Source organism: Cupriavidus sp. UGS-1 (assembly GCF_021213615.1).
GTDB lineage: Bacteria > Pseudomonadota > Gammaproteobacteria > Burkholderiales > Burkholderiaceae > Cupriavidus.
In genome coordinates this window covers 71,089-93,215 of the sequence record NZ_JAJQJF010000022.1, presented here as the reverse complement: position 1 = coordinate 93,215, position 22,127 = coordinate 71,089, and the positions used below count along the sequence as shown (strand labels likewise).

Below are 22,127 nucleotides of genomic sequence, written 5' to 3'. Positions count from 1 at the left end.
CATGGGCGCCGCGCTGGCGGCGGCGGTCGAAGCCCGCGCCGACGCGCGCGGATGGCTGGTGGCGCTGGCCGACATGCCGTGGCTGACGGTCGAACTGGTGCGCGCGGTGGCGCTGAGCATTGTCACACCGGAGGCCAGCAGCGAAGCGATCGCCGCGCCATGGCGCGACGACCGGCGCGGCCACCCGGTGGCGTTCGGCCCCGGCTGGCGCGACGCGCTGTTGCGGCTGGACGGCGACGAGGGGGCGCGGGCGCTGCTGCAGGGCCGGGCCGTGACACGGATCCTGACCGATCACGACGGCGCCTTCCGGGATATCGATACGCCAGAGGATCTGCATTGACTGGCTGCGGCTGAACGCGCGCCGCCTGCCCTCTCCCCCGACCCCTCTCCCGCCAGCGGGAGAGGGGAGAAAATCCCGCTTGCCGCCCGCTGCCCTATTGGGTTCTCCCTCTCCCCCGACGCCTCTCCCGCGAGGGGAGAGGGGAGAAAGTCCGCTTGCCGCCCGCTTCCCTATTGGGTTCTCCCTCTCCCCCGACCCCTCTCCCGCGAGCGGGAGAGGGGAGCAAGGCCCGACATCCCTATTGGGTTCTCCCTCTCCCCTCAGGGGGAGAGGGCTGGGGAGAGGGAGGTGGTTTCCCTCGCTCACCCCTGATCGCTCTCCGCCAGACTGCGGAGGTATTCGCGGCTCCACCAGTGCACGTCCTGGGCGCGGATGTTCTCGAGCAGCTTCTGATGCCGGCTCTGCCGCTCGGCCAGCGGCATGTGCAGCGCCTGCTGGATCGCCTGCGCGGTGCCCTGGATATCGTAGGGATTGACCAGCAGCGCTTCCTTCAGCTGCTCGGCCGCGCCGGCGAAGCGCGACAGCACCAGCACGCCGGGATCGTCCGGGTCCTGCGCGGCGATATATTCCTTGGCGACCAGGTTCATGCCGTCGCGCAGCGGCGTCACCAGCGCGACGCGCGCCGCCCGGCACAGCCCCGGCAGGCGCCGGCGCGACGTGGTGCGGTGGATATAGCGGATCGGCATCCAGTCCAGTTCGCCGTACTCGCCGTTGATCGACCCGGACATGCCTTCCAGCTGGCGGCGCAGATCGGCATAGGCGTCGACCGATTCGCGCGACGGCGCCGCGATCTGGATCAGCGTGGCGCTCGAACGGTTCTCGGGATACTGCGCCAGCAGCGCCTGGAACGCCTTGAGCCGCTCCGGCAGCCCCTTCGAATAGTCCATACGGTCCACGCCCAGCAGCAGCCGCCGGCGCGCGTACTGGCCCATCATCATCTCGTAGGTTTCCTGCGCCTCGTGCCCCTTGCCGAGCGACACGAACTCGTCGACGTCGATGCCGATCGGAAACGCCTGCGCCCGCACGGTGCGATGGAAGGCGCGGTAGCGATGGTCGCCCATCGGCTCGGCGCCCGCCTCGGACTGCGCGTAGCGCGCGAAGTGCTCGAGGTCGGCCTGGCTCTGGAAGCCGATCAGGTCGTAGGCGAACAGCGCGCGCATCAGCCATTCGTGCTGCGGAATCGTGGTCAGGATCGGCGGCGGCGGCAGCGGGATATGCAGGAAGAATCCGATGCGCTGCCCGCATCCCATCGCCCGCAGTTCCGCGGCCAGCGGAATCAGGTGATAGTCGTGGATCCAGATCATGTCGTCCGGCCGCAGCAGCGGCGCCAGCTTGCGCGCGAACAGCTGGTTGACGCGGCGGTAGACGTTCAGATGGCCGGCGTCGAAATCGGCCAGATCGACGCGGTAGTGGAACACCGGCCACAGCACGCCATTGCTGTAGCCCAGGTAGTAGGCGTCGTGGTCCTCGCGGCTCAGGTCGACCGTGGCCAGCGTCACGTCGCCGGCATGCTGCAGATGCAGTTCGCCTTCTCCGGGCGTGCCACCCTGCGCGGTCTCGACGACCCGGCCGCTCCAGCCGAACCATAGCCCGCCGGTGGCATTCAGCGTTTCGCCGAGCGCCACCGCGAGTCCGCCGGCGGCGGCATTGCGGGGGTCGGCGACGCGGTTGGATACCGCTACCAGTCTTGACATAGGCCTCCTGTGAGGCGGCGCGCCGGCGCGCGCCGCCCGGTGAATCGGGGCCGGCTCAGATCACCGCGTCCCATGGCGACGACAGGCGCATCGCGCCGTTGATCAGGCCGACCATCGAATAGGTCTGCGGGAAATTGCCCCACATCTCGCCGGTGACCGGATGCGTGTCTTCGGACAGCAGGCCGAGCGGATTGCGCGCGGCCAGCATCGCCTCGAAGATCTCGCGTGCCTGTTCCTTGCGGCCGATACGCGCCAGCGCATCGATCCGCCAGAAGGTGCAGATATTGAAGGCGGTCTCGGGCTTGCCGAAATCGTCGGGCGCCTCGTAGCGGCGCATGTACGGGCCGTCGCACAGCACCTCTTCCAGCCGCTCGATCGTCGCGACGAAGCGCGCGTCGCGCGGATCGATGAAGCCGACCTCGGCCATCAGCAGCACGCTGGCGTCGAGCTCGCGTCCGCCGAAGCTCTCGGCGAAGGCCTGGCGCTCCTCGCTCCACGACTCGCGCAGGATGCGCTCGCGCATCGTCTCCGCATGCTTGCGCCAGTAGGCCGCGCGCGAGGGCAGCTGCAGCTTGTCGCCGATCTTGGCGAGCCGGTCGCAGGCCGCCCAGCTCATCAGTGCCGATGACGTATGCACCCTTGCGCGGGTGCGCAGCTCCCACATGCCGGCGTCCGGCGTGCCGAACACGCGCACCGCCTGCTCGCCGACCTGCTCCAGCACGCGGTATTCGGCGGGGCCGCCGCGATGCAGCAGCCGGTGGTCGTGGAAGGCCTGCGCGGCGCCGAGCACCACATTGCCGTAGACGTCGTGCTGGAAGTGTTCCTGCGCCTGGTTGCCGACCCGCACCGGGCCCATGCCGCGGTAGCCGGCGACATGGTCGAGCACGCTCTCGGGCAGCTCGCGTTCGAGGCCGATGCCGTACAGCGGCTGGATATGGCCGTCCTTGGACTGCATCACCACATTGGACATCCAGCGCAGGTAGTCCTCCATCGTGCCGACTTCGGACAGGCTGTTCAGCGCGCGGATCACGAAGAAGGCATCGCGCAGCCAGCAGAAGCGATAGTCCCAGTTGCGGCCGCTGTGCGGCGCTTCCGGGATGCTGGTGGTCATCGCGGCGACGATCGCGCCGGTCTCCTCGTACAGCGACATCTTCAGCGTGATGGCGGCGCGGATCACCGCGTCCTGCCATTCGCGCGGCACCGCCAGCCGGCGTGTCCACAGCTTCCAGTACGAGATGGTCTCCTGCTCGAAGTCGCGCGCGGTCTCGTCGACGCCGTGCTGCAGCGTCTCGTCGGGGCCGAGGATGAAGTTCATGCCCTGCGTGACCAGGAACGGCGTGTTGGCCATCACATACGTCAGCGGCGCGTCGGTCGTCATCCGCAGCGTCATGTCGTCGCCGATGAAGCGGACATGGCTGCTGCCGCGCGAGGTCTGCGGCTTCGTGCGGCCCCAGTTGAAGCGCGGCGCGATCGAGACGCGCACGCGCGGCGCGCCCTTGACCGGGCGGATCCGCCGCACCAGCGTCAACGGACGGAAATAGCGGCCCAGGCGGAAGAAGCGCGGCGCGAAATCGGTGATCTCGAGGCAGTTGCCGTGGCGGTCGGTCAGCCGCGTGCGCAGCACCGCGGTGTTCGGCTCGTACCACTGGCGCGATTCGGCGAAGTCCTCGATCTCGATCGAGAAATGGCCCGCGTTCTCGCTCGGGTCGAGCAGCGCGTTGAAGACCGGATCGCCATCGAAGCGCGGCAGGCAGCACCAGACGATGCGGCCGCGCGAATCGACCAGCGCGGAGAACGCGCAATTGCCGATCATGCCCAGCGATAGCGAAGGCGGGCAATATCGCCCGCCCTGCTGTGTGCCGTCGCTGTTGATCTCGTCGGCGCGGTTGCGCGCTACGCCGGATTCGGGCTGACTCACAAACTTCCCCCTTGTCAGGATGAGGTGGTGGACGCGGATGGGCTGGCGCCGGTGCCGGACGGGCCTGCGGCGGCCGCAGGGACGGGCGTGGTGCCGGGCGTGGTGCCGGGCGCGGTGTCGGACGTGGTGTCGGCCGCTGTGTCGGTCGCCATATCGGTGGCACTATCGCCGGGGCTCTCGCCGGCATGCGCGGCCGGCGCCGGGCCGGCGGGACTGCCATCGAGCGCCCTGGCGCTGCGGTGCAGCCACGCGCGCAGGTCCGCGGGCGCCGGCACGCTGACGGTGGCGGCGCTCTGCCGCTGACCGACCAGCACGCCGACTCCGCCCAGATGGGCGACCATCGCAAAGCCGTCCTCGTCGGTCACGTCGTCGCCGGCGAAGATCGGCATGCGGCCCGCGAAGGGCGGCGAACGCATGATCAGCTCGACCGCGCTGCCCTTGGTGACGCCGGCCGGCTTGACCTCGACCACCATCTTGCCGTGGAGCATTTCCAGTCCGCTGACATCGCCCAGCGCCTGGGCGACCTGCTCGCGCACCAGCGTCTCGAGCTCGGGCGCCGCGCGGTAGTGCACCGCCAGCGCCATCGGCTTGCGCTCGAGCCGCAGCCCCGGATGGGCCTGCGCGAAATCCTCGAGCCGGCGGTGCAGCCGGTCCAGATCGGGGGCCGGGACCTCGAGCCGCCGGCCCTCGGCGTCGCGCAGCTCGGCACCGTGCACGCCCGCGGTGGGCAGTTGCAGCGGCGCGAGAAAGGCGTCGAGTTCGGCGATGGTGCGCCCCGATACGATCGCGACCGCGCCGCCCAGCTGCCGGTGCAGCGTGCGCAGCGTTCCCACCAGTCCCGCCTCGACCTGCACGAGCTCCGGGCGTGGCGCCAGGTCGGCCAGCGTGCCGTCGAAGTCGAGGAATAGCGCGTTATCGGGATCGATCAGCGGAAGGGATGACATCGCCGCACACCGTATCACGATAGCTTGACGAGCGTCCACCGGACGGCGTCCTACAAGGCGGATGCGTCACCAGGGCATCCGCCGGGCCGCCCGCTGCACTGCGGCGGTGCGGCGCGCTTCAGCCGCGTGCACCGTCGCGCGGCACCGTGCTCCATGCGGACCCGGCGCCGCCCGATCCTTTATCATTAGCGGTTTCCCGAATGCCACGGCCGATGCCGGGGGCGGCGCAGCCACGCAGCGGCACAGCGCGCCGCGACCCCGAGCCGCCCCTGCGCCCCGCCCCCAGCGCCGGCCCTCCGCCTTCTTCCGTCCATCCAATCCGGCCCCGCGCCGGTCGTCGACATGACCCGCAAGACAGCCAGCAAACCCGACTACCTGAAGAAGATCCTGACCGCCAAGGTGTACGACGTGGCGCAGGAGACCGAGCTGACCTACGCCCGCGAACTGTCGGCGCGAATCGGCAACGGGGTCTGGTTCAAGCGCGAGGACACCCAGCCGGTGTTCTCGTTCAAGCTGCGCGGCGCCTACAACAAGATGGCCTCGCTGACGCCCGACGAACTGAAGCGCGGCGTGATCGCCGCCTCGGCCGGCAACCACGCGCAGGGCGTCGCGCTGGCCGCGGCGCGGATGGAGTGCAAGGCCATCATCGCAATGCCGGTGACCACGCCGCAGGTCAAGATCGACGCGGTGCGCAAGCACGGCGGCAAGTGGGTGCAGGTGGTGCTGCACGGCGAGTCGTACAGCGACGCCTACCAGCACGCCGCCGAACTGCAGCGCAAGCACAAGCTGACCTTCATCCATCCGTTCGACGATCCCGAGGTGATCGCTGGCCAGGGCACCGTCGCGATGGAAATCCTGCGCCAGCATCCGGGTCCGATCCACGCGGTGTTCGTCGCGATCGGCGGCGGCGGGCTGATCGCCGGCGTGGCGTCGTACATCAAGGCGGTGCGGCCGGAGATCAAGGTGATCGGCGTGCAGACGGTCGATTCCGATGCGATGAAGCGCTCGATCGATGCCGGCAAGCGCGTCGAGCTGAAGGACGTGGGCCTGTTCTCGGACGGCACCGCGGTCAAGCTGGCCGGCAAGGAGACCTTCCGCATCGCGCGCGAGCTGGTCGACGAGATCGTGCTGGTCGATACCGATGCGCTGTGCGCCGGCGTCAAGGACGTGTTCCAGGACACCCGCAGCATCCTGGAGCCGTCGGGCGCGCTGGCCGTGGCCGGGCTGAAGGCGTATGCCGAGCGCGAGAAGCTCAAGGGCAAGAACCTGGTGGCGATCGCCTCGGGCGCCAACATGAACTTCGACCGCCTGCGCTTCGTCGCCGAACGGGCCGAGGTCGGCGAGGCGCGCGAGGCGGTGTTCGCGGTGACCATCCCCGAGGAACGCGGCAGCTTCCGCCGCTTCTGCGAACAGCTGGGCACGCGCAACGTGACCGAGTTCAACTACCGGATCGCCGACAACCAGCTCGCGCACATCTTCGTCGGCGTGCAGATCGGCAGCCGCGCCGAAAGCGACAAGATCGCCGCGGCCTTCCGCCGCCACGGCTTTGCCGCGCTGGACCTGTCGAACGACGAGCTGGCCAAGCAGCACATCCGCTATATGGTCGGCGGGCACTCCGCGCTGGCCCAGGACGAGCTGCTGTACCGCTTCGAATTCCCGGAGCGCCCGGGCGCGCTGATGAAATTCCTGTCGAGCATGAGCCCGAACTGGAACATCAGCCTGTTCCACTACCGCAACCAGGGCGCCGACACGTCGAACATCCTGGTCGGCATCCAGGTGCCGAAGAACGAGAAGCGCGAATTCAAGGCCTTCCTTGCGACGCTCGGTTACTTACACTGGGAAGAAACCGACAACCCCGTCTACAAGCTGTTCCTGGCGTGACGGCCTGCGCCGCGCCGCCGAACCGCCCGAACCACCGCAAATCCTTGCATCGCGGAACCCGACAGGAGTCCTCATGACCGTGCCCGAACATTCGCCGCTGGGCAAAGTCTCGGCCTACAAGACCGAGTACGACGCCAGCCTGCTGTTTCCGATTCCGCGCGCGCCCAAGCGTGCCGAGATCGGCCTGCCCGAAGGCCGCGCGGTGCCGTTCTTCGGCGTGGACATCTGGAATGCCTACGAACTGTCCTGGCTCAATCCGAAGGGCAAGCCCCAGGTCGCGCTGGCCAGCTTCATCATTCCGGCCGACACGCCGAACATCGTCGAATCGAAATCGTTCAAGCTGTACCTGAACAGCTTCAACCAGACCCGGCTCGAATCCCCCGAGGCGCTGCAGCAGCTGCTGCGGCAGGACCTGTCCGAAGCGACCGGCGGCGCGGTGCAGGTGCGGCTGACCGCCGAACCCGACTTCGCCCGCCAGCAGATGGGCGAGCTCGACGGCCTGCTGCTGGACCGGCTCGATATCGAGACCGACATCTACGAGCCGGCGCCGCAGCTGCTGCGCGCGGATCAGGAAGAGACGCCGGTCGAGGAGACGCTGGTCTCGCATCTGCTGAAGTCGAACTGCCTGGTCACCGGCCAGCCCGACTGGGGCAGCGTGCAGATCCGCTATGTCGGCGCGCCGATCGACCAGGAGGGGCTGCTGAAATACCTGATCTCCTTCCGCAACCACAACGAGTTCCACGAGCAGTGCGTCGAGCGCATCTTCGTGGACGTGCTGCGCCAGTGCAAGCCGGTCAAGCTGGCGGTCTACGCGCGCTATACGCGGCGCGGCGGCCTCGACATCAACCCGTTCCGCACCAACTTCAACACGCCGTGGCCGGATAACCGGCGCAACGCGCGGCAGTAACCCCCCAAGGCAAGGCAAGGCCAGGCCGGCGTGCGCGCGACAGCGCAACGCCGGCTTCTTTGTAACAGGCCTTGAATTAATTAATGTGCCAATTAATATCCAGCGAACGAGATCCCGACCATGACCGCCCGCCGCTCCCGCTCCTCCGCCGCTTCCGCTGCCGCCCTGCCCGCTTCACCGCAGGAAGGCGCCCCGCTGCGCCGCCCTGGGCGTCCGGGTCGCAGCGCCGCAGCGGTCAAGAGCCTCGGCAGCGCACCGGCGCGCGGACCGGGGCGCGCGCTTGCCGCCGAAGACCAGCGCGAGCGCCTGCTCGACGCCGCCGTCACGCTGTTTGCCGAGCACGGCATCGCGGCGACCCAGGTCAAGGCCATCGCGGCCCGTGCCGGCGTGACGCCGGCGCTGGTCCACTACTACTTCGGCGACCGCGGCCGCCTGCTCGATGCGGTCGCCGAGGAACGGCTGGGGCCGCTGGTCGACCGCGTGTTTGCGCCGGCCGGGCCCGATGATGCCAATGGCAGTGCCAATGCCAAGGCCGGCGACGCAGCTGCCGACATGGCCGCCGACCCCGCCGCGCTGCTGGCCGGCATTGCCGAGCGGCTGATCCGTGCGGCCGTCGCCACGCCTTGGTTTCCGGCGCTGTGGGTGCGCGAGATCGTCACCGGCGAGGGCCAGCTGCGCGAACGCGTGATGCAGCGCTTCGGCCTGCAGCGGCTGGGCGTCGTGGTCGCCGCGCTGAGCGCCGCGCGCGAGCGCGGCCGCATCGATGCCGCACTCGCGCCGCCGCTGCTGATGGTCTCGGTGATCGGGCTGGCGCTGCTGCCGCTGGCGACCGGCCATATCTGGCGGCGTCTGCCCGGCGCCGATGCCGTCGATGTCGATGCCATGGTCTCGCATGCGCGCGCGCTGCTGACGCATGGCATCCGCTCAGTCGACCCCGGCACAAGCGGCCGCCGGGGCCGCCCAGCCGAACGCCGCTGACCCGCACCATCGAGCCGCCATGCCAGACGCCACCCCCTCGCCCCTCGACCCGCGCCAGCGTCACCGGCATGGCGCCCGGCGCGCCAGGCTGTTGCCGGCTTGCGCACTGGCGGCGGCACTGGGCCTGGCGGCGTGCGGCGATGCGCCCCTGCCGCGCTGGCAGGGCTATGTCGAAGGCGAGTTCGTCCATCTCGCCTCGCCGTTCGCCGGACGGCTGGAACGGCTGACCGTCGAACGCGGCCAGCAGGTCGCCGCCGGCGCGCCGTTGTTTGCGCTGGAGACCGAGGAAGAATCGGCCGCGCGCGCCCAGGCGGTGGCGCAACTCGAAGCCGCCCAGGCCGAGTTCGCCGATCTGCAGACCGGGCGGCGGCCGCCCGAGATCGACGCGATCCGCGCGCAACTGGCGCAGGCCGAAGCCGCGGCGCAGCGCAGCGCCGCCGCGCTGGTGCGCGACGAGGCCCAGCTGCGCATCGGCGCGATTCCGCAGGCCCAGCTCGAGCAGATCCGCGCCACCGCGCAGGCCGACGCCGCCCGTGTGCGCGAACTGCGCAGCGATCTGGCGGTGGCGCGCCTGCCCGGCCGCGAGGCGCGCCGAGGGGCGCAGCAGGCCCAGGTCGAGGCCGCGCGCGCCGCGCTGGCGCAGGCCGACTGGCGGCTGTCGCGCAAGGCGATCGCCGCGCCCGCGGCCAGCCTGGTCTACGACACGCTCTACCGGCAGGGCGAATGGGTGCCGGCGGGCAGTCCGGTGGTGCGGCTGCTGCCGCCGGGCAACGTCAAGATCCGCTTCTTCGTGCCCGAAGCGGCGATCGGCACGCTGCGGCCCGGGCAAGCCGTACGGCTGACCTGCGACGGCTGCGGCGCCGCGATCCCCGCCACCATCCGCTATGTCTCGAGCCAGGCCGAATACACGCCGCCGGTGATCTACAGCAACGAAACGCGGCGCAAGCTGGTCTTCCTGGTCGAGGCGCACCCGGCGCCTGCCGACGCGGCGCGGCTGCATCCGGGCCAGCCGGTGGAGGTCGAGCCGGCCGCAGCCGGAGGCACCGCACCCGCATCGGCAGCAGCGGCAAGCGGAGCACGCCCATGAACGGCACCGTGCCAGCCGGCACTTCGGCGGCCGAGCGCGGCGCGCCCGAACTGGCGATCGACGTGCACGACCTCGGCAAGCGCTTCGGCGACAAGCAGGTGGTCGACGGCCTGACGCTGCAGGTGCGCCGCGGCGAGATCTTCGGCTTCCTCGGCCCCAACGGCAGCGGCAAGACCACGTCGATCCGGATGATGTGCGGGCTGCTGACGCCCGACGCGGGCCACGGCACCTGCCTGGGCTTCGACATCCTGCGCGACAGCGCGCAGATCAAGCGCCGCGTCGGCTATATGACGCAAAAATTCTCGTACTGGGAAGACCTGTCGATCCGCGAGAACCTCGACTTCGTCGCACGCGTCTACGGCGTGCCCGATCGCAAGGCGGCGGTCGAGCACGCGCTCGACGGACTGGGACTGGCCAGCCGCGCGCGCCAGCTCGCCGGCGCGCTGTCGGGCGGCTGGAAGCAGCGGCTGGCGCTGGCGGCGTGCCTGCTGCACGAACCGGAACTGCTGCTGCTCGACGAGCCGACCGCCGGCGTCGATCCGAAGGCGCGCCGCGACTTCTGGGAGCAGTTGCACCGGCTGGCCGCGCGCGGCATCTCGGTGCTGGTCAGCACGCACTACATGGACGAGGCCGAACGCTGCCACAAGCTCGCCTATATCGCCTACGGCAAGCTGCTGGCCCAGGGCACCGCCGAACAGGTGGTGGCGGCGCAGAGCCTGTCGACCTGGTCGGTCGAGGTCGGCGACCTGAACGCGCTGTCGCGCCGGCTCGCCGACGAGCCGGCGGTCGAGCAGACCGTGGTGTTCGGCAACGCGCTGCACGTGACCGGCCGCGACGCGGCCGCGCTGGAAGCCACGTTGCGGCGGCTTGCCGCCGAAGGCTCGCATCGGATCGCGCCGGTGGACACCAGCCTGGAGGACGTGTTCATCCACATGATGAAACGGGCCGACGACAATATGCGCGCCGAGGGCGAGACCCCTGCGCGAGCGGGGGGTGCCCGGCAATGAGGGGCGAGGCGCGCGCACACGGCGAACGCCTCGGCTTCTCGCTGCGGCGCTGGTGGAGCATCGTGCTGAAGGAATTCCTGCAGCTGCGCCGCGACCGCGTGACCTTCGGCATGATCGTCGGGCTGCCGGTGCTGCAGCTGCTGCTGTTCGGCTTCGCGATCAATACCGACCCGCGCCAGCTGCCCACCGGCGTCATCGCCGCCGACCACAGCGAATTCACCCGCTCGCTGGTCGCCAGCATGCAGGCCTCGCGCTATTTCCGCGTGGTCGGCACGCTGCCCGACGAGGCGGCGGGACGCGAGGCCCTGATGCGCGGCGAGCTGCAGTTCGTCGTCACCATTCCGCCTGACTTCACGCGCCGGCTGCTGCGCGGCGAACGGCCCGCGGTGCTGGTCGAGGCCGACGCCACCGACCCGTCGGCCACCGGCGCCGCGCTGGCCGCGCTGTCGCAGATGCCCGTCGCGGTCGCCGACAAGGACCTGAAGGGACCGCTGTCCCGTCTCGCCAGCGGCAAGCCCGCCTTCGACGTGCAGGTGCACCGGCTCTACAACCCCGAGGGGTTGACCCAGTACAACATCGTGCCGGGCCTGATGGGCGTGATCCTGTCGATGACGATGGTGATGATGACCGGCCTGGCGATGACGCGCGAACGCGAGCGCGGCACGATGGAAAACCTGCTCGCCACGCCGGTGCGCCCGCTGGAAGTGATGAGCGGCAAGATCGTGCCCTATGTCTTCATCGGACTGATCCAGAGCACCATCATCCTGCTGGCGGCGCGCTGGGTCTTCGGCGTGCCCTTCGTCGGCTCGGTGGTCGCGGTCTACCTGGCGGCGCTGCTGTTCATCGCTGCCAACCTGACGGTCGGCATCACGCTGTCGTCGCTGGCGCAGAACCAGCTGCAGGCGATGCAGCTGACCTTCTTCTATTTCCTGCCCGGCATCCTGCTGTCGGGCTTCATGTTCCCGTTCCAGGGCATGCCGCAGTGGGCGCAGGCGATCGGCAACCTGCTGCCGATGACCTACTTCCACCGGATGATCCGCGGCATCCTGCTCAAGGGCAGCGGCTGGGCCGAGCTTTGGCCCAATGTCTGGCCGCTGCTGCTGTTCACCGCGGTGGTGATGGCGATCGCGGTGCGCTTCTATCGCCGTACGCTCGATTGAGGGCCGGCCGATGCGCACGCCCTACGTCGATGCCCGCAAGGAGATTGCCATGACCCTGTCCGCGTTCCGATGCAAACGGCTGGCGCCGCTTGCCGCCGCAGCGCTGCTGGCCGGCTGCGCGGTCGGCCCGGACTTCGTCGCACCGCCCGCCCCGGACAGCGCGCGCTATGGCGCCGCGCCGCTGCCGCCGACCACGACCTCGGCGACGACGCCCGCGCGGCACGGCGACGCGCAGCATCTGGTCGACGGCGCCGACGTGCCGGCGCAGTGGTGGTCGCTGTTCGGCAGCCCGGCGCTCGACGGCGCGATCCGCACCGCGCTGGCCAACAGCCCGACGCTGGCGCAGGCGCAGGCCAGTCTTGAACGGGCGCAGCACGACTACGCGGCCGCGGCCGGCATCGCGCAGTGGCCCGCCATCGATGCGCGGCTCGACGCGGCCCGCCAGCAGGTCAATATCGAATCGATGGGCATCACCGCCTTTCCCAGCCCCCCGCCGTTCACGCTGTATGGCGCCTCGGTGCGCGTCTCGTATGTGCTGGACCTGTTCGGCGCGCAGCGGCGCGAACTCGAAGGCCTGCGCGCGGCGGTCGACTTCCAGCGCTACGAACTCGAGGCCGCGCGGCTGTCGCTCGCCGCCAATGTCGTCACCGCGGCCATTCGCGAGGCCAGCCTGCGCGCGCAGATCGACGACAACGAGGCGCTGATCGACGCGCAGCGGCGGCAGCTGGCGATCGTCGAGCAAGGCGTCGCGCTCGGCGGGACCGCCGCGGTCGAGGCCGAGCGCCAGCGCGGCGAACTGGCGCAGACCGAGGCGCTGCTGCCCGGCCTGTCGCGGCAGCTGGCGGCGACGCGGCATCAGCTGGCGATCTATCTGGGATTGCCGCCGGACGCCGCGGGCGAACCGGGCGAACCCGGCTCGAGCGCAACAGCCGGCGCCGTGCCGGTATTTCGCCTTGCCGAACTGCGGCTGCCCGACGCCTTGCCGGTCAGCCTGCCGTCGGCGCTGGCGCGCCGGCGTCCCGATATCCGCGCGGCCGAGGCGCTGCTGCATCGGGCCAGCGCCGATATCGGCGTGGCCACCGCCAACCTGTATCCGAGCCTGACGCTGTCGGCAAGCGCAGGCATGCAAACGCGCCGGGCCGGCGATCTGTTCGATCACCTCAATGTGTGGAATGTCGCCGCGGGACTGGTGCAGCCGGTGTTTCGCGGCGGCGCGCTGCGGGCGCGGCAACGCGCCGCGCAGGCGGCCTATCGGCAGGCGCTGGCGGCGCACCGGCAGGCGGTGCTGCAGGGGCTGCGCGAGGTCGCCGATGCGCTGCAGGCGGTCCACAGCGATGCCGCCACGCTGCGCGCGCGGGCGGAAGCGGCCCAGCGCGCCGCCTCGACGCTGGCCATCGTCACCGAGCAATACCGGCTCGGCGGCGTCAGCCAGCTGGCGCTGATCGATGCGCAACGCCAGCATCGCGAGACCACGCTGGCGCTGACGCGTGCCAGCGCCGACCGTCTGGCGGATTCCGCCGCGCTGCTGCAGGCGCTGGGCGGCGGCTGGTGGCAGGCCGAGGCGGAAACCGGCGAAGCGCCGCAGGGCCGGGCCGCCGCCCCGGCAACCACGGCCTTGCGCTGAATCCGCGGCCCGGCGCTCGCGTCGGGCCTTCACTCAGACCGGTGACCGCGGCGCCAGCAGCGCGGCGACTTCGCGCTGTCCCGCGGACTGCGCCAGCGTCAGCGCGGTGTGCCCCTTCGCATTGCGCAGCTGCGCATTGGCGCCGGCATCGAGCAGCAGTCCAACCACGCCGGCATCACCGGACCGTGCGGCGACCATCAGCGCCGTCATGCCACGCTGATCGGCCGCATCGACGCTGGCGCCCGCCTGCAGCAGCAAGGCCACCGTGCGCGCACGCACGGCCGGGGACCGCCCGAGCTCGTCGCTGCCGACCGCCAGCAGCAGCGGCGTGCGCATCGCGGCGTTGCGCTGCTGGATGCCATCGCCGGCGCCATGCATCACCAGCATCGCGACCACCTCCGGATGCAGCGCCGCGGCGGCGTAGTGCAGCGGCGTCCAGCCTTCGGCCTGGCGCGCGCGCGGATCGGCGCCGGCCGCCAGCAGCGTCGCGGCGACGTCCGCATGGCCGTAGACCGTGGCGCGCATCAGCGGCGTGCGGCGCGCGGCATCGCGGCCGTCGACCGCCGCCCCATGCGCGAGCAGCAGCGCCACGGCCTCGCGCTGGCCGAAGGTGGCGGCGCGCGCCAGCGGCGTTTCGCCGTCCGGGAAGGAGGCCAGGTCGACCAGCCAGGCGCCGTGCGGCTGCGCCGCCGCGATCAGCTCGCGCATCGCCGCCAGCTGGCCGCGCCCCGCGGCGATGGCCAGTGCTCCGTGGCCCCGCGGCGACAGCGGCAGCGACAACGATTCGGCCCGCGCCAGCCACGGCGTCAGTTGCGCGATGTCGCCGTTGCCGGCGGCGTGCGCCAGTCCGTCGGTGCCGCTGCTTGCGAGCCAGCCGAGATAGTCCGCCACCAGTTCGCCGATGGTCGCCGACAGTGCCGCGTCGCCTGCCATCGCATCGCCGTCCGCCAGCGGTGCCAGTGCCACCGGCGGCAGACGATCGGCATTGCGGGCCGACAGCGCCAGCTTCGCGGCGTGGGCGCCCTGCTCCTCCAGCTGGCGCAGCAACGTGCGCACCAGTTGCGGCGCCGACGGCCGGAGCTGAAACGCCAGATGCAGCGCGGTATCGCCGTTGGCGTTGGTCAGCGCCGGATCGGCGCCGTGCCGCAGCAGCGCTTCGACGGTCTTCAGCTCGCCGCCGGCGAGCATCGCCAGGTGCAGCGCGCTGTTGCCATCGCGGTCCGGCAGGCGCAGCAGCGTCGGTTGCGCGGCCGCCAGCTTGTCGATCGCCGCCGCGTCGCCACGCGCGATGGCCGCGTGCAGGTCGGCGACCGCCGTCTCTTCCACGGTCGATGCGCCGCCCGGCGCACCGGCAGGCTTGGCATCGATGAAACTCCTGGTTGGTAGCACCATGCGTGTTCTCCTGGCATTTGGGATGGGCGCCGCGGAGGGTCGCGGCACCGGTTGCCAGCCGGGTGCCGAGGCGACGGGCTGGCGGCGTGAGGGGCGGCGGTGGGCTGGCGGGTCGCTGTGGGTGGCCGCGGGTGGGCGCCGATGGCTGGTGCCGGCGGCCGCCGGGGCTGCCTGCGGGGTTCCGGAGGCGGAGCGGTATGCCGCTCGACCGGACGCGCCCACCGCCGGCGCGGCCATGCTATGGGGCGCGGCAAGCGGAGTCTTCTTGAAAACACCCGGAATCTGTGCAAAGGGGCGCGCCGGAGGCAGGCGGCAGTCGGTGCGGCGGACCACGTCCGGTGACCCGTGGCGGGCCGCCAGGCGGCGCCGGCGTGGCATCCGGACGCGTCCGCGGGACTTTTGCTAAAGTTTACGCCCGACTTTCCACCGCCCCGGCCCTGGGCGCGGTGCGGCCATCGAAAGGATTCCTCCCCATGTCTTCCGGCGTCATCCGCATCCGCGGCGCGCGTCAGCACAATCTCAAGCAAGTCGATCTGGACCTGCGCACCGGCGAAATGACGGTGGTCACGGGTCCGTCCGGCTCCGGCAAATCGAGCCTCGTCTTCGATACCCTCTATGCCGAGGGGCAGCGGCGCTATGTCGAGACCTTCAGCGCCTACGCCCGCCAGTTCCTCGACCGGATGGACCGGCCCCAGGTCGAGCGCGTCGAGGGCGTGCCGCCGGCCATCGCGATCGACCAGACCAATCCGGTGCGCAGCTCGCGCTCGACGGTCGGCACCATGACGGAGCTGAACGACCACCTGAAGCTGCTGTTCGCCCGCGCCGCCCAGCTGTTCGACCGCGAAACGGCGCTGCCGGTACGCCACGACACCCCCGAGACGATCTACGCCGAACTGCTCGAGCGCACCCGCGACGGCGACCCGCGCCTGGCGGTCACCTTCCCGGTAGAACTGCCGGAATCGGCGAGCGAGGAAGAGATCGCGCAATGGCTGTCGGTCAGCGGCTATACCCGCGTGCAGGCGCAGCGGGTGGTCAACTCGCCGACCGGCCCGCGCAAGATGCTCGACGTGGTGGCCGACCGCTTCCGCCTGCAGCGTGCCGACAAGGCCCGCGTCGTCGAGGCGATCGAATCATCGCTCAAGCGCGGCGCCGGGCGCGTCAACATCTACGTACTGCCCGAGGGCGACGCCGCCTCCGCGGAAGGCGGCGACGCCGAAGCGACCATCTGGCGCTTCTCCACCGGCCTGCACTGCCCCGAGAGCGACCTGCGCTATGCCGATCCGCAGCCGGCGCTGTTCTCGTTCAACTCCGCCTACGGCGCCTGCGAGGCCTGCCGCGGCTTCGGCCGCGTGATCGGCGTCGATCTCGGCCTGGTGATCCCCGACGGCCGCAAGACGCTGCGCCAGGGCGCGATCAAGCCGATGCAGACACCGGCCTGGAAGGAGTGCCAGGACGACCTGATGCGCTACGCCGCGCGCGCCGGCATTCCGCGCGACACGCCGTGGGCCGAGCTGACGCAGCAACAGCGCGACTGGGTCATCGACGGCGACCCCGCCTGGAACGGCAAGTGGAACAGCCAGTGGTACGGCGTGCGCCGCTTCTTCGACTACCTGGAGTCGAAGGCCTACAAGATGCATATCCGCGTGCTGCTGTCGAAGTACCGCAGCTACACGCTGTGCGACACCTGCGGCGGCGCGCGGCTCAAGACCGAGGCGATGCTGTGGCGCCTGGGCTCGCGCGAGAACGCGGACGCGGTGCTCGACCCGGCCCGCCGCGTGATGCCGCGCGGCGTGGCCTGGCGGCGCGAGCAGCTGGAGGCCCTGCCCGGCCTGACCGTGCACGACCTGATGCTGCTGCCAATCGAACGGATCCGCCGTTTCTTCGACACGCTGACGCTGCCCAGCGTGCTGCTCGACGACGCGCTGAAGCTGCTGCTGACCGAGGTGCGCACGCGGCTCAAGTATCTGTGCGACGTCGGCATCGGCTATCTGACGCTGGACCGCCAGAGCCGCACGCTGTCCGGCGGAGAGGTGCAGCGGATCAACCTGACCACCGCGCTCGGCACCTCGCTGGTCAACACGCTGTTCGTGCTCGACGAGCCGAGCATCGGCCTGCACCCGCGCGACCTGAACCGCATCGTCGAGGCGATGCGGCGGCTGCGCGATGCCGGCAATACGCTGGTGGTGGTCGAGCACGATCCGTCGGTGATGCTGGCCGCCGACCGCCTGATCGACATGGGCCCGGGCCCGGGCGAGCGCGGCGGCGAGATCGTCTACGACGGCACGCCGGCCGAGATCCGCCACGCCGGCACGCTGACCGGGCAATACCTGGGCGGCCAGCGCCGCGTCGCCGATGCGTCGGACTGGGTCCGCCGGCCGGTCGACGAGGCCACGCCGCGGCTGGTGCTCGAAGGCGCCAGCGAACACAACCTGCAGGACGTCACCGTGTCGATCCCGCTGCAGCGCCTGGTCTGCGTGACCGGCGTATCGGGCTCGGGCAAGTCGACGCTGATCCAGGACGTGCTGCACCCCGCGCTGGCCCGCCATTTCGGCCGCGCCACCGAAGCCCCCGGCGCGCACCGCGCGCTGGTCGGCGCCGAGCAGATCGGCGATGCCGTGTTCGTCGACCAGTCGCCGATCGGCAAGACCGCGCGCTCCAATCCGGCCAGCTATGTCGGCGCCTTCGACGAGATCCGCAAGCTGTTCGCCAAGGCGCCGCTGGCCAAGCAGCGCGGCTACACCGCCGGCACCTTCAGCTTCAATTCCGGCGACGGACGCTGCCCGACCTGCGGCGGCTCCGGCTTCGAGCACGTCGAGATGCAGTTCCTGTCCGACGTCTACCTGCGCTGCCCCGATTGCGACGGCAGCCGCTATCGCGCCGAAATCCTGGAAGTGAAGATCGAACGCGGCGGCCGGGCGCTGGGCATCGCCGACGTGCTGGAGCTGACCGTCAGCGAGGCGGTGGCGCTGTTCGCCGCCGATGCCGAGGTGCTGCGCGTGCTGCAGCCGATCGTCGACGTCGGCCTCGAATACGTGAAGCTGGGCCAGCCGGTGCCGACGCTGTCGGGCGGCGAGGCGCAGCGCCTGAAGCTGGCCGGCTTCCTCGCCGAGACCGCGCAGGCGGCGCGCAAGCGCGTCGCGCCGGACGCCAGCGAGGGCCGGCTGTTCATGTTCGACGAGCCGACCACCGGCCTGCACTTCGACGACATCGCCAAGCTGATGCGCGCCTTCGGCAAGCTGCTCGATGGCGGGCATTCGCTGATCGTGATCGAGCACAACCTGGACGTGATCCGCGCGGCCGACTGGCTGATCGACCTGGGCCCCGAAGGGGGCGACGCCGGCGGCCAGCTCGTCTGCGCCGGCACGCCGGACGACGTCAAGCGCTGCGCCCACTCGCATACCGGCGCGGCGCTGCTGCAGTACGAAAGCCAGATCGGCCGCAGCGATGCGCAGGCCGAGCACGACGCGCTGCGGCTGCAGTCGGCGCACGGCTCGCCGGCGGCCCGCCGCGCGCGGCGCGCGCTGGCCGAGGTCCAGGGCGAGAACGTGGTGCGCATCGTCAACGCGCACGAGCACAACCTGAAGTCGCTGAACGTCGATATCCCGCACAACAAGTTCAACGTCGTGACCGGCGTATCGGGCTCGGGCAAGTCGACGCTGGCCTTCGACATCCTGTTCCACGAGGGGCAGCGCCGCTATCTCGAATCGCTGAACGCCTACGCGCGCTCGATCGTGCAGCCGGCGGGCCGGCCCGAGGTCGACGCGGTGTTCGGCATTCCGCCGACCGTGGCGATCGAGCAGCGCCTGTCGCGCGGCGGCCGCAAGAGCACGGTGGCGACCACCTCCGAGGTCTGGCACTTCCTGCGGCTGCTGTACGTCAAGCTCGGCCTGCAGCACTGCGTGCACGACGGCACGCCGGTCAGCGCGCAGAGCCCCGAATCGATCGTCGCGCAGCTGCTGCGCGAATACCGCGGCCAGCATGTCGGCCTGCTGGCGCCGCTGGTGGTCAACCGCAAGGGCGTCTATACCGACCTGGCCAAATGGGCCAAGGCGCGCGGCCATACGCATCTGCGTGTCGACGGCGCCTTCCTGCCGGTCGACCCGTGGCCGCGGCTGGACCGCTTCCGCGAACACACGATCGAGCTGCCGGTCGGCGACCTGGTGGTTTCGCCCGACAACGAGGGCGCGCTGCGCGCGCTGCTGGAGCAGGCGCTCGAGCACGGCAAGGGCGTGATGCATCTGCTCGCGCCGCTGGACGGCCTGCGCGAGGCGTTCGGCAACGGCCACAACGGCGACGGCGTCGGCCAGACCAAGGTGTTCTCGACCAAGCGCGCCTGCCCGACCTGCGGCACCAGCTATCCCGAGCTCGATCCACGCATGTTCTCGTACAACAGCAAGCACGGCTGGTGCGAGAGCTGCGTCGGCACCGGCCTCGCGCTGACGCGCGAGCAGCGCGCCGCCTATGACGACAGCGTGATCGGCGGCGACGAACGCGGCCGCGAGCAGACGCTCCCGTCGGAAGAGATCGAGCCCGAAGGCGTCGGCCATGCGGCCTGCCCCTCGTGCCACGGCACGCGGCTGAACTCGGCCGCGCGCGCGGTCAGCTTTGCCGGCCGATCGATCGTCGACATCGCGCAGTGGACCGTGTCGCAGACCCGCGCGTGGATCGAGCAGTTGACGCTGCGCGGCCGCGACGCCGAGATCGCGCGCGACGTGGTCAGCGAAATCCGCAGCCGGCTCGAATTCCTCGAGGAGGTGGGCCTGGGCTATCTGAGCCTGGACCGCGCCGCGCCCAGCCTGTCGGGCGGCGAGGCGCAGCGGATCCGGCTGGCGGCGCAGCTCGGCAGCAATCTGCAGGGCGTCTGCTACGTGCTCGACGAACCGACCATCGGCCTGCATCCGCGTGACAACCGCATCCTGCTCGACGCCCTGCGCAAGCTTGGCGACAAGGGCAATACGCTGGTGGTGGTCGAGCACGACGAGGACACGATCCGCCGCGCCGACCACATCATCGACATCGGCCCCGGCGCCGGCAAGCGCGGCGGCCATGTGGTCGCGCAGGGCGGCGTCGCCGACCTGGCGGCACAGCCCTCGTCGCTGACCGGGCAGTTCCTGGCGCGGCCGATCGTCCATCCGCTGCAGGCGCGCCGGCCGGTCACGGCGCCAGCGCGAGGCAAGGCGAGCGCCGCCGACACGGCGGTGCCAGAGCGCTGGCTGACCGTGCACGGCGCCACGCTGCACAACCTGCGCAATGTCACCGCCAGCCTGCCGCTGTCGCGGCTGGTGGCGATCACCGGCGTCAGCGGCTCGGGCAAGTCCACGCTGGCGCGCGATGTGCTGATGACCAATCTGCTCGATGCGGTCGGCCGTTCGGTGCTGTCGTCACCGGCCACGCGCCGCGCGCGCAAGTCGGCGCAGGCCGAGCCCGCCGCGGGCGCCAGCAAGGGCGTGGGCGTGAAGAAGCTCGACGTCCAGCATGTCTGGCAGGGCTGCGAGGCGGTGACCGGCTGGGACGCGATCGATCGCGTGCTCGAGGTCGACCAGACTCCGATCGGCAAGACGCCGCGCTCCTGTCCGGCCACCTATATCGGCGTCTGGGACGCGATCCGCCGGCTGTTCGCCGAGACGCTGGAAGCGAAGGCCCGCGGTTATACCGCGTCCCGCTTCTCGTTCAACACCGGCGACGGCCGCTGCCCGGCCTGCGAGGGCCAGGGTGTGCGCACCATCGGCATGAGCTTCCTGCCGGACGTCAAGGTGCTGTGCGACGTCTGCCACGGCCAGCGCTTCAATGCGGAGACGCTGGCGGTCAGCTGGCGCGGCCGCAATATCGGCGAGGTGCTGACGATGGAGATCGACGAGGCGGTGGAATTCTTCGCCGCGCAGTCGAACATCGCGCATCCGCTGCAGCTGCTCAAGGACGTGGGCCTGGGCTATCTGACGCTGGGCCAGCCGTCGCCGACGCTGTCGGGCGGCGAGGCGCAGCGCATCAAGCTGGTCACCGAACTGGCCAAGGTGCGCGACGACATCACGCGCCGCGGCCAGAAGCCGCCGCACACGCTGTACGTGCTGGACGAGCCGACCGTGGGACTGCATATGGCCGACGTGGCCAAGCTGATCCGCGTGCTGCACCGTCTGGTCGACGGCGGCCACAGCGTGGTGGTGATCGAGCACGACCTCGACGTGATCGCCGAAGCCGACTGGGTCATCGATCTCGGCCCGGAAGGCGGCGACGGCGGCGGCACCATCGTCGCGGCCGCGCCGCCGGACGTGCTGGCACGCACGCCGGGCAGCCATACCGGGGCGGCGTTGGTGCCGGTGCTGGCGCGCACCGCGGCGGTGGCGGCCAACGAGGTCGGGCCAAGGGTGGTGCGCGGGGCGGTGGCGTAGGAAGGAACTGGCGAGTAGAAAGTCGAAAGGCCGCATCAAGCGGCCCTTCTTCTCTTTTGCGTCCTGGATCGTGACGTCCGTCGTATACCGAGAGCGCTGTCAAGATTTGGTCCAGGCGCTTACCCGGCGATTGTACACCTTACCCCGCCAACGCTCCCGCATCCGGCACCACCAGCGCCACCAGATCGTTCAATTCCGTCAACGCGGTGCGATGCACGACCGCGGCGGGCACCACCTCGCCGTTGACCGGATCGGGCAGATCGCGCGTCGCGCAGGCGGCTGCGACCACCGTGGTGGTGAAGCCAAGGTCGAGCGCGGCGCGGGCCGTCGCGCTGACGCACATATGGGTCATGAAGCCCGCGATCACCAGCTGCTTGCGGCCGGTCTTGCCGAGCGTGTCGGCGAGCGCCGTGCCGGCGAAGGCGTTAGGCAGATGCTTGACGATCACGGTCTCGCCCTGCGCCGGCGCCAGCTCGGCGATCAGTTCGGCATAAGGACCCTGCGGATCGAAGATCGCCCCGCCCGGCTGCCCGTGGTGCTGGATGTGCACCACCGGTGCGCCGGCCTTGCGCGCGGCCGCCAGCAGGCGCTGGCACTCGGCCACCGCCTCGGCCATGCCGGACAGCGGCAGGCTGCCGTCGACGTACTCGCGCTGGTGGTCGATCAGCACCAGGCTGGCTTGCTGCCAGTCGGCCGGCTTGCGGGTCGCGCCGGCGAAATCCATCAGGGTCTTGGCTTGCGGCATGGAAGGCTCTCCTTCATCGAATGCACGACATCGTGCGATGCCGCCATGATAGGGTTCGGCTTGC

Annotated in this window: 14 protein-coding genes; 9 read left to right on the top strand and 5 right to left on the bottom strand. The window is 70.7% G+C overall.

Annotated features, from left to right (window positions below):
- Positions 1-340, top strand: a 340-nt coding sequence (locus tag LRR16_RS22115) for an NTP transferase domain-containing protein (protein WP_232207125.1), incomplete at its 5' end; no start/stop codon positions are given.
- Positions 341-642: 302 nt separating this feature from the next.
- Here the strand turns inward: LRR16_RS22115 and otsA are convergent.
- The 3 genes from otsA to otsB all read right to left on the bottom strand — a co-directional run bounded on the left by otsA (position 643) and on the right by otsB (position 4,896).
- The gene (otsA, locus tag LRR16_RS22110; RefSeq protein WP_064572583.1) at positions 643-2,034 is read right to left on the bottom strand and encodes an alpha,alpha-trehalose-phosphate synthase (UDP-forming); all 1,392 of its coding nucleotides are present in this window, start codon (positions 2,032-2,034) and stop codon (positions 643-645) included.
- Positions 2,035-2,089: 55 nt separating this feature from the next.
- Positions 2,090-3,847 (bottom strand): glycoside hydrolase family 15 protein, encoded by a 1,758-nt coding sequence (locus LRR16_RS22105; RefSeq protein ID WP_144425869.1) that lies wholly within the window; start codon positions 3,845-3,847, stop codon positions 2,090-2,092.
- 119 nt (positions 3,848-3,966) lie between these two features.
- Complete coding sequence (gene otsB / locus LRR16_RS22100) at positions 3,967-4,896, bottom strand: trehalose-phosphatase (RefSeq protein WP_232207124.1); 930 nt, start codon at positions 4,894-4,896, stop codon at positions 3,967-3,969.
- A gap of 342 nt (positions 4,897-5,238) precedes the next feature.
- Here otsB and ilvA point away from each other — a divergent pair, with 342 nt between their 5' ends.
- The 7 genes from ilvA to LRR16_RS22065 all read left to right on the top strand — a co-directional run bounded on the left by ilvA (position 5,239) and on the right by LRR16_RS22065 (position 13,540).
- Positions 5,239-6,777, top strand: coding sequence for a threonine ammonia-lyase, biosynthetic (gene ilvA / locus LRR16_RS22095; RefSeq protein ID WP_023264521.1), 1,539 nt, complete (start codon positions 5,239-5,241; stop codon positions 6,775-6,777).
- Positions 6,778-6,850: 73 nt separating this feature from the next.
- The gene (gene queF, locus LRR16_RS22090; RefSeq protein ID WP_006577922.1) at positions 6,851-7,684 is read left to right on the top strand and encodes an NADPH-dependent 7-cyano-7-deazaguanine reductase QueF; all 834 of its coding nucleotides are present in this window, start codon (positions 6,851-6,853) and stop codon (positions 7,682-7,684) included.
- Positions 7,685-7,804: 120 nt separating this feature from the next.
- Entirely contained in the window at positions 7,805-8,662 is an 858-nt protein-coding gene (locus LRR16_RS22085; RefSeq protein WP_232207123.1) for a TetR/AcrR family transcriptional regulator, read from the top strand.
- A 19-nt stretch (positions 8,663-8,681) separates the two neighbouring features.
- The gene (locus LRR16_RS22080; protein ID WP_232207122.1) at positions 8,682-9,749 is read left to right on the top strand and encodes an HlyD family secretion protein; all 1,068 of its coding nucleotides are present in this window, start codon (positions 8,682-8,684) and stop codon (positions 9,747-9,749) included.
- Positions 9,746-10,756: an ABC transporter ATP-binding protein gene (locus LRR16_RS22075; RefSeq protein WP_232207121.1), complete on the top strand. Its 1,011-nt coding sequence runs from the start codon at positions 9,746-9,748 to the stop codon at positions 10,754-10,756. The genes LRR16_RS22080 and LRR16_RS22075 overlap by 4 nt, the downstream gene beginning before the upstream one ends.
- Positions 10,753-11,916, top strand: a complete 1,164-nt coding sequence (locus LRR16_RS22070) for an ABC transporter permease (protein ID WP_232207120.1) — start codon at positions 10,753-10,755, stop codon at positions 11,914-11,916. Before LRR16_RS22075 ends, LRR16_RS22070 begins: the two co-directional genes overlap by 4 nt.
- Before the next feature lie 49 nt (positions 11,917-11,965).
- The gene (locus tag LRR16_RS22065; protein WP_232207119.1) at positions 11,966-13,540 is read left to right on the top strand and encodes an efflux transporter outer membrane subunit; all 1,575 of its coding nucleotides are present in this window, start codon (positions 11,966-11,968) and stop codon (positions 13,538-13,540) included.
- A gap of 33 nt (positions 13,541-13,573) precedes the next feature.
- On the opposite strand, the gene LRR16_RS22060 is transcribed toward LRR16_RS22065, so the two are convergent.
- Positions 13,574-14,932 carry an ankyrin repeat domain-containing protein gene (locus LRR16_RS22060; RefSeq protein WP_232207118.1) on the bottom strand — a complete coding sequence of 453 codons (1,359 nt, stop codon included), beginning with the start codon at positions 14,930-14,932 and terminating at the stop codon, positions 13,574-13,576.
- Between the two features lie 473 nt (positions 14,933-15,405).
- Here LRR16_RS22060 and uvrA point away from each other — a divergent pair, with 473 nt between their 5' ends.
- Positions 15,406-21,318, top strand: a complete 5,913-nt coding sequence (uvrA, locus tag LRR16_RS22055) for an excinuclease ABC subunit UvrA (protein WP_232207117.1) — start codon at positions 15,406-15,408, stop codon at positions 21,316-21,318.
- Between the two features lie 139 nt (positions 21,319-21,457).
- Here the strand turns inward: uvrA and LRR16_RS22050 are convergent, their stop codons facing one another.
- The gene (locus tag LRR16_RS22050) at positions 21,458-22,063 is read right to left on the bottom strand and encodes a cysteine hydrolase family protein (protein ID WP_232207116.1); all 606 of its coding nucleotides are present in this window, start codon (positions 22,061-22,063) and stop codon (positions 21,458-21,460) included.
- Between the last annotated feature and the right edge of the window lie 64 nt (positions 22,064-22,127).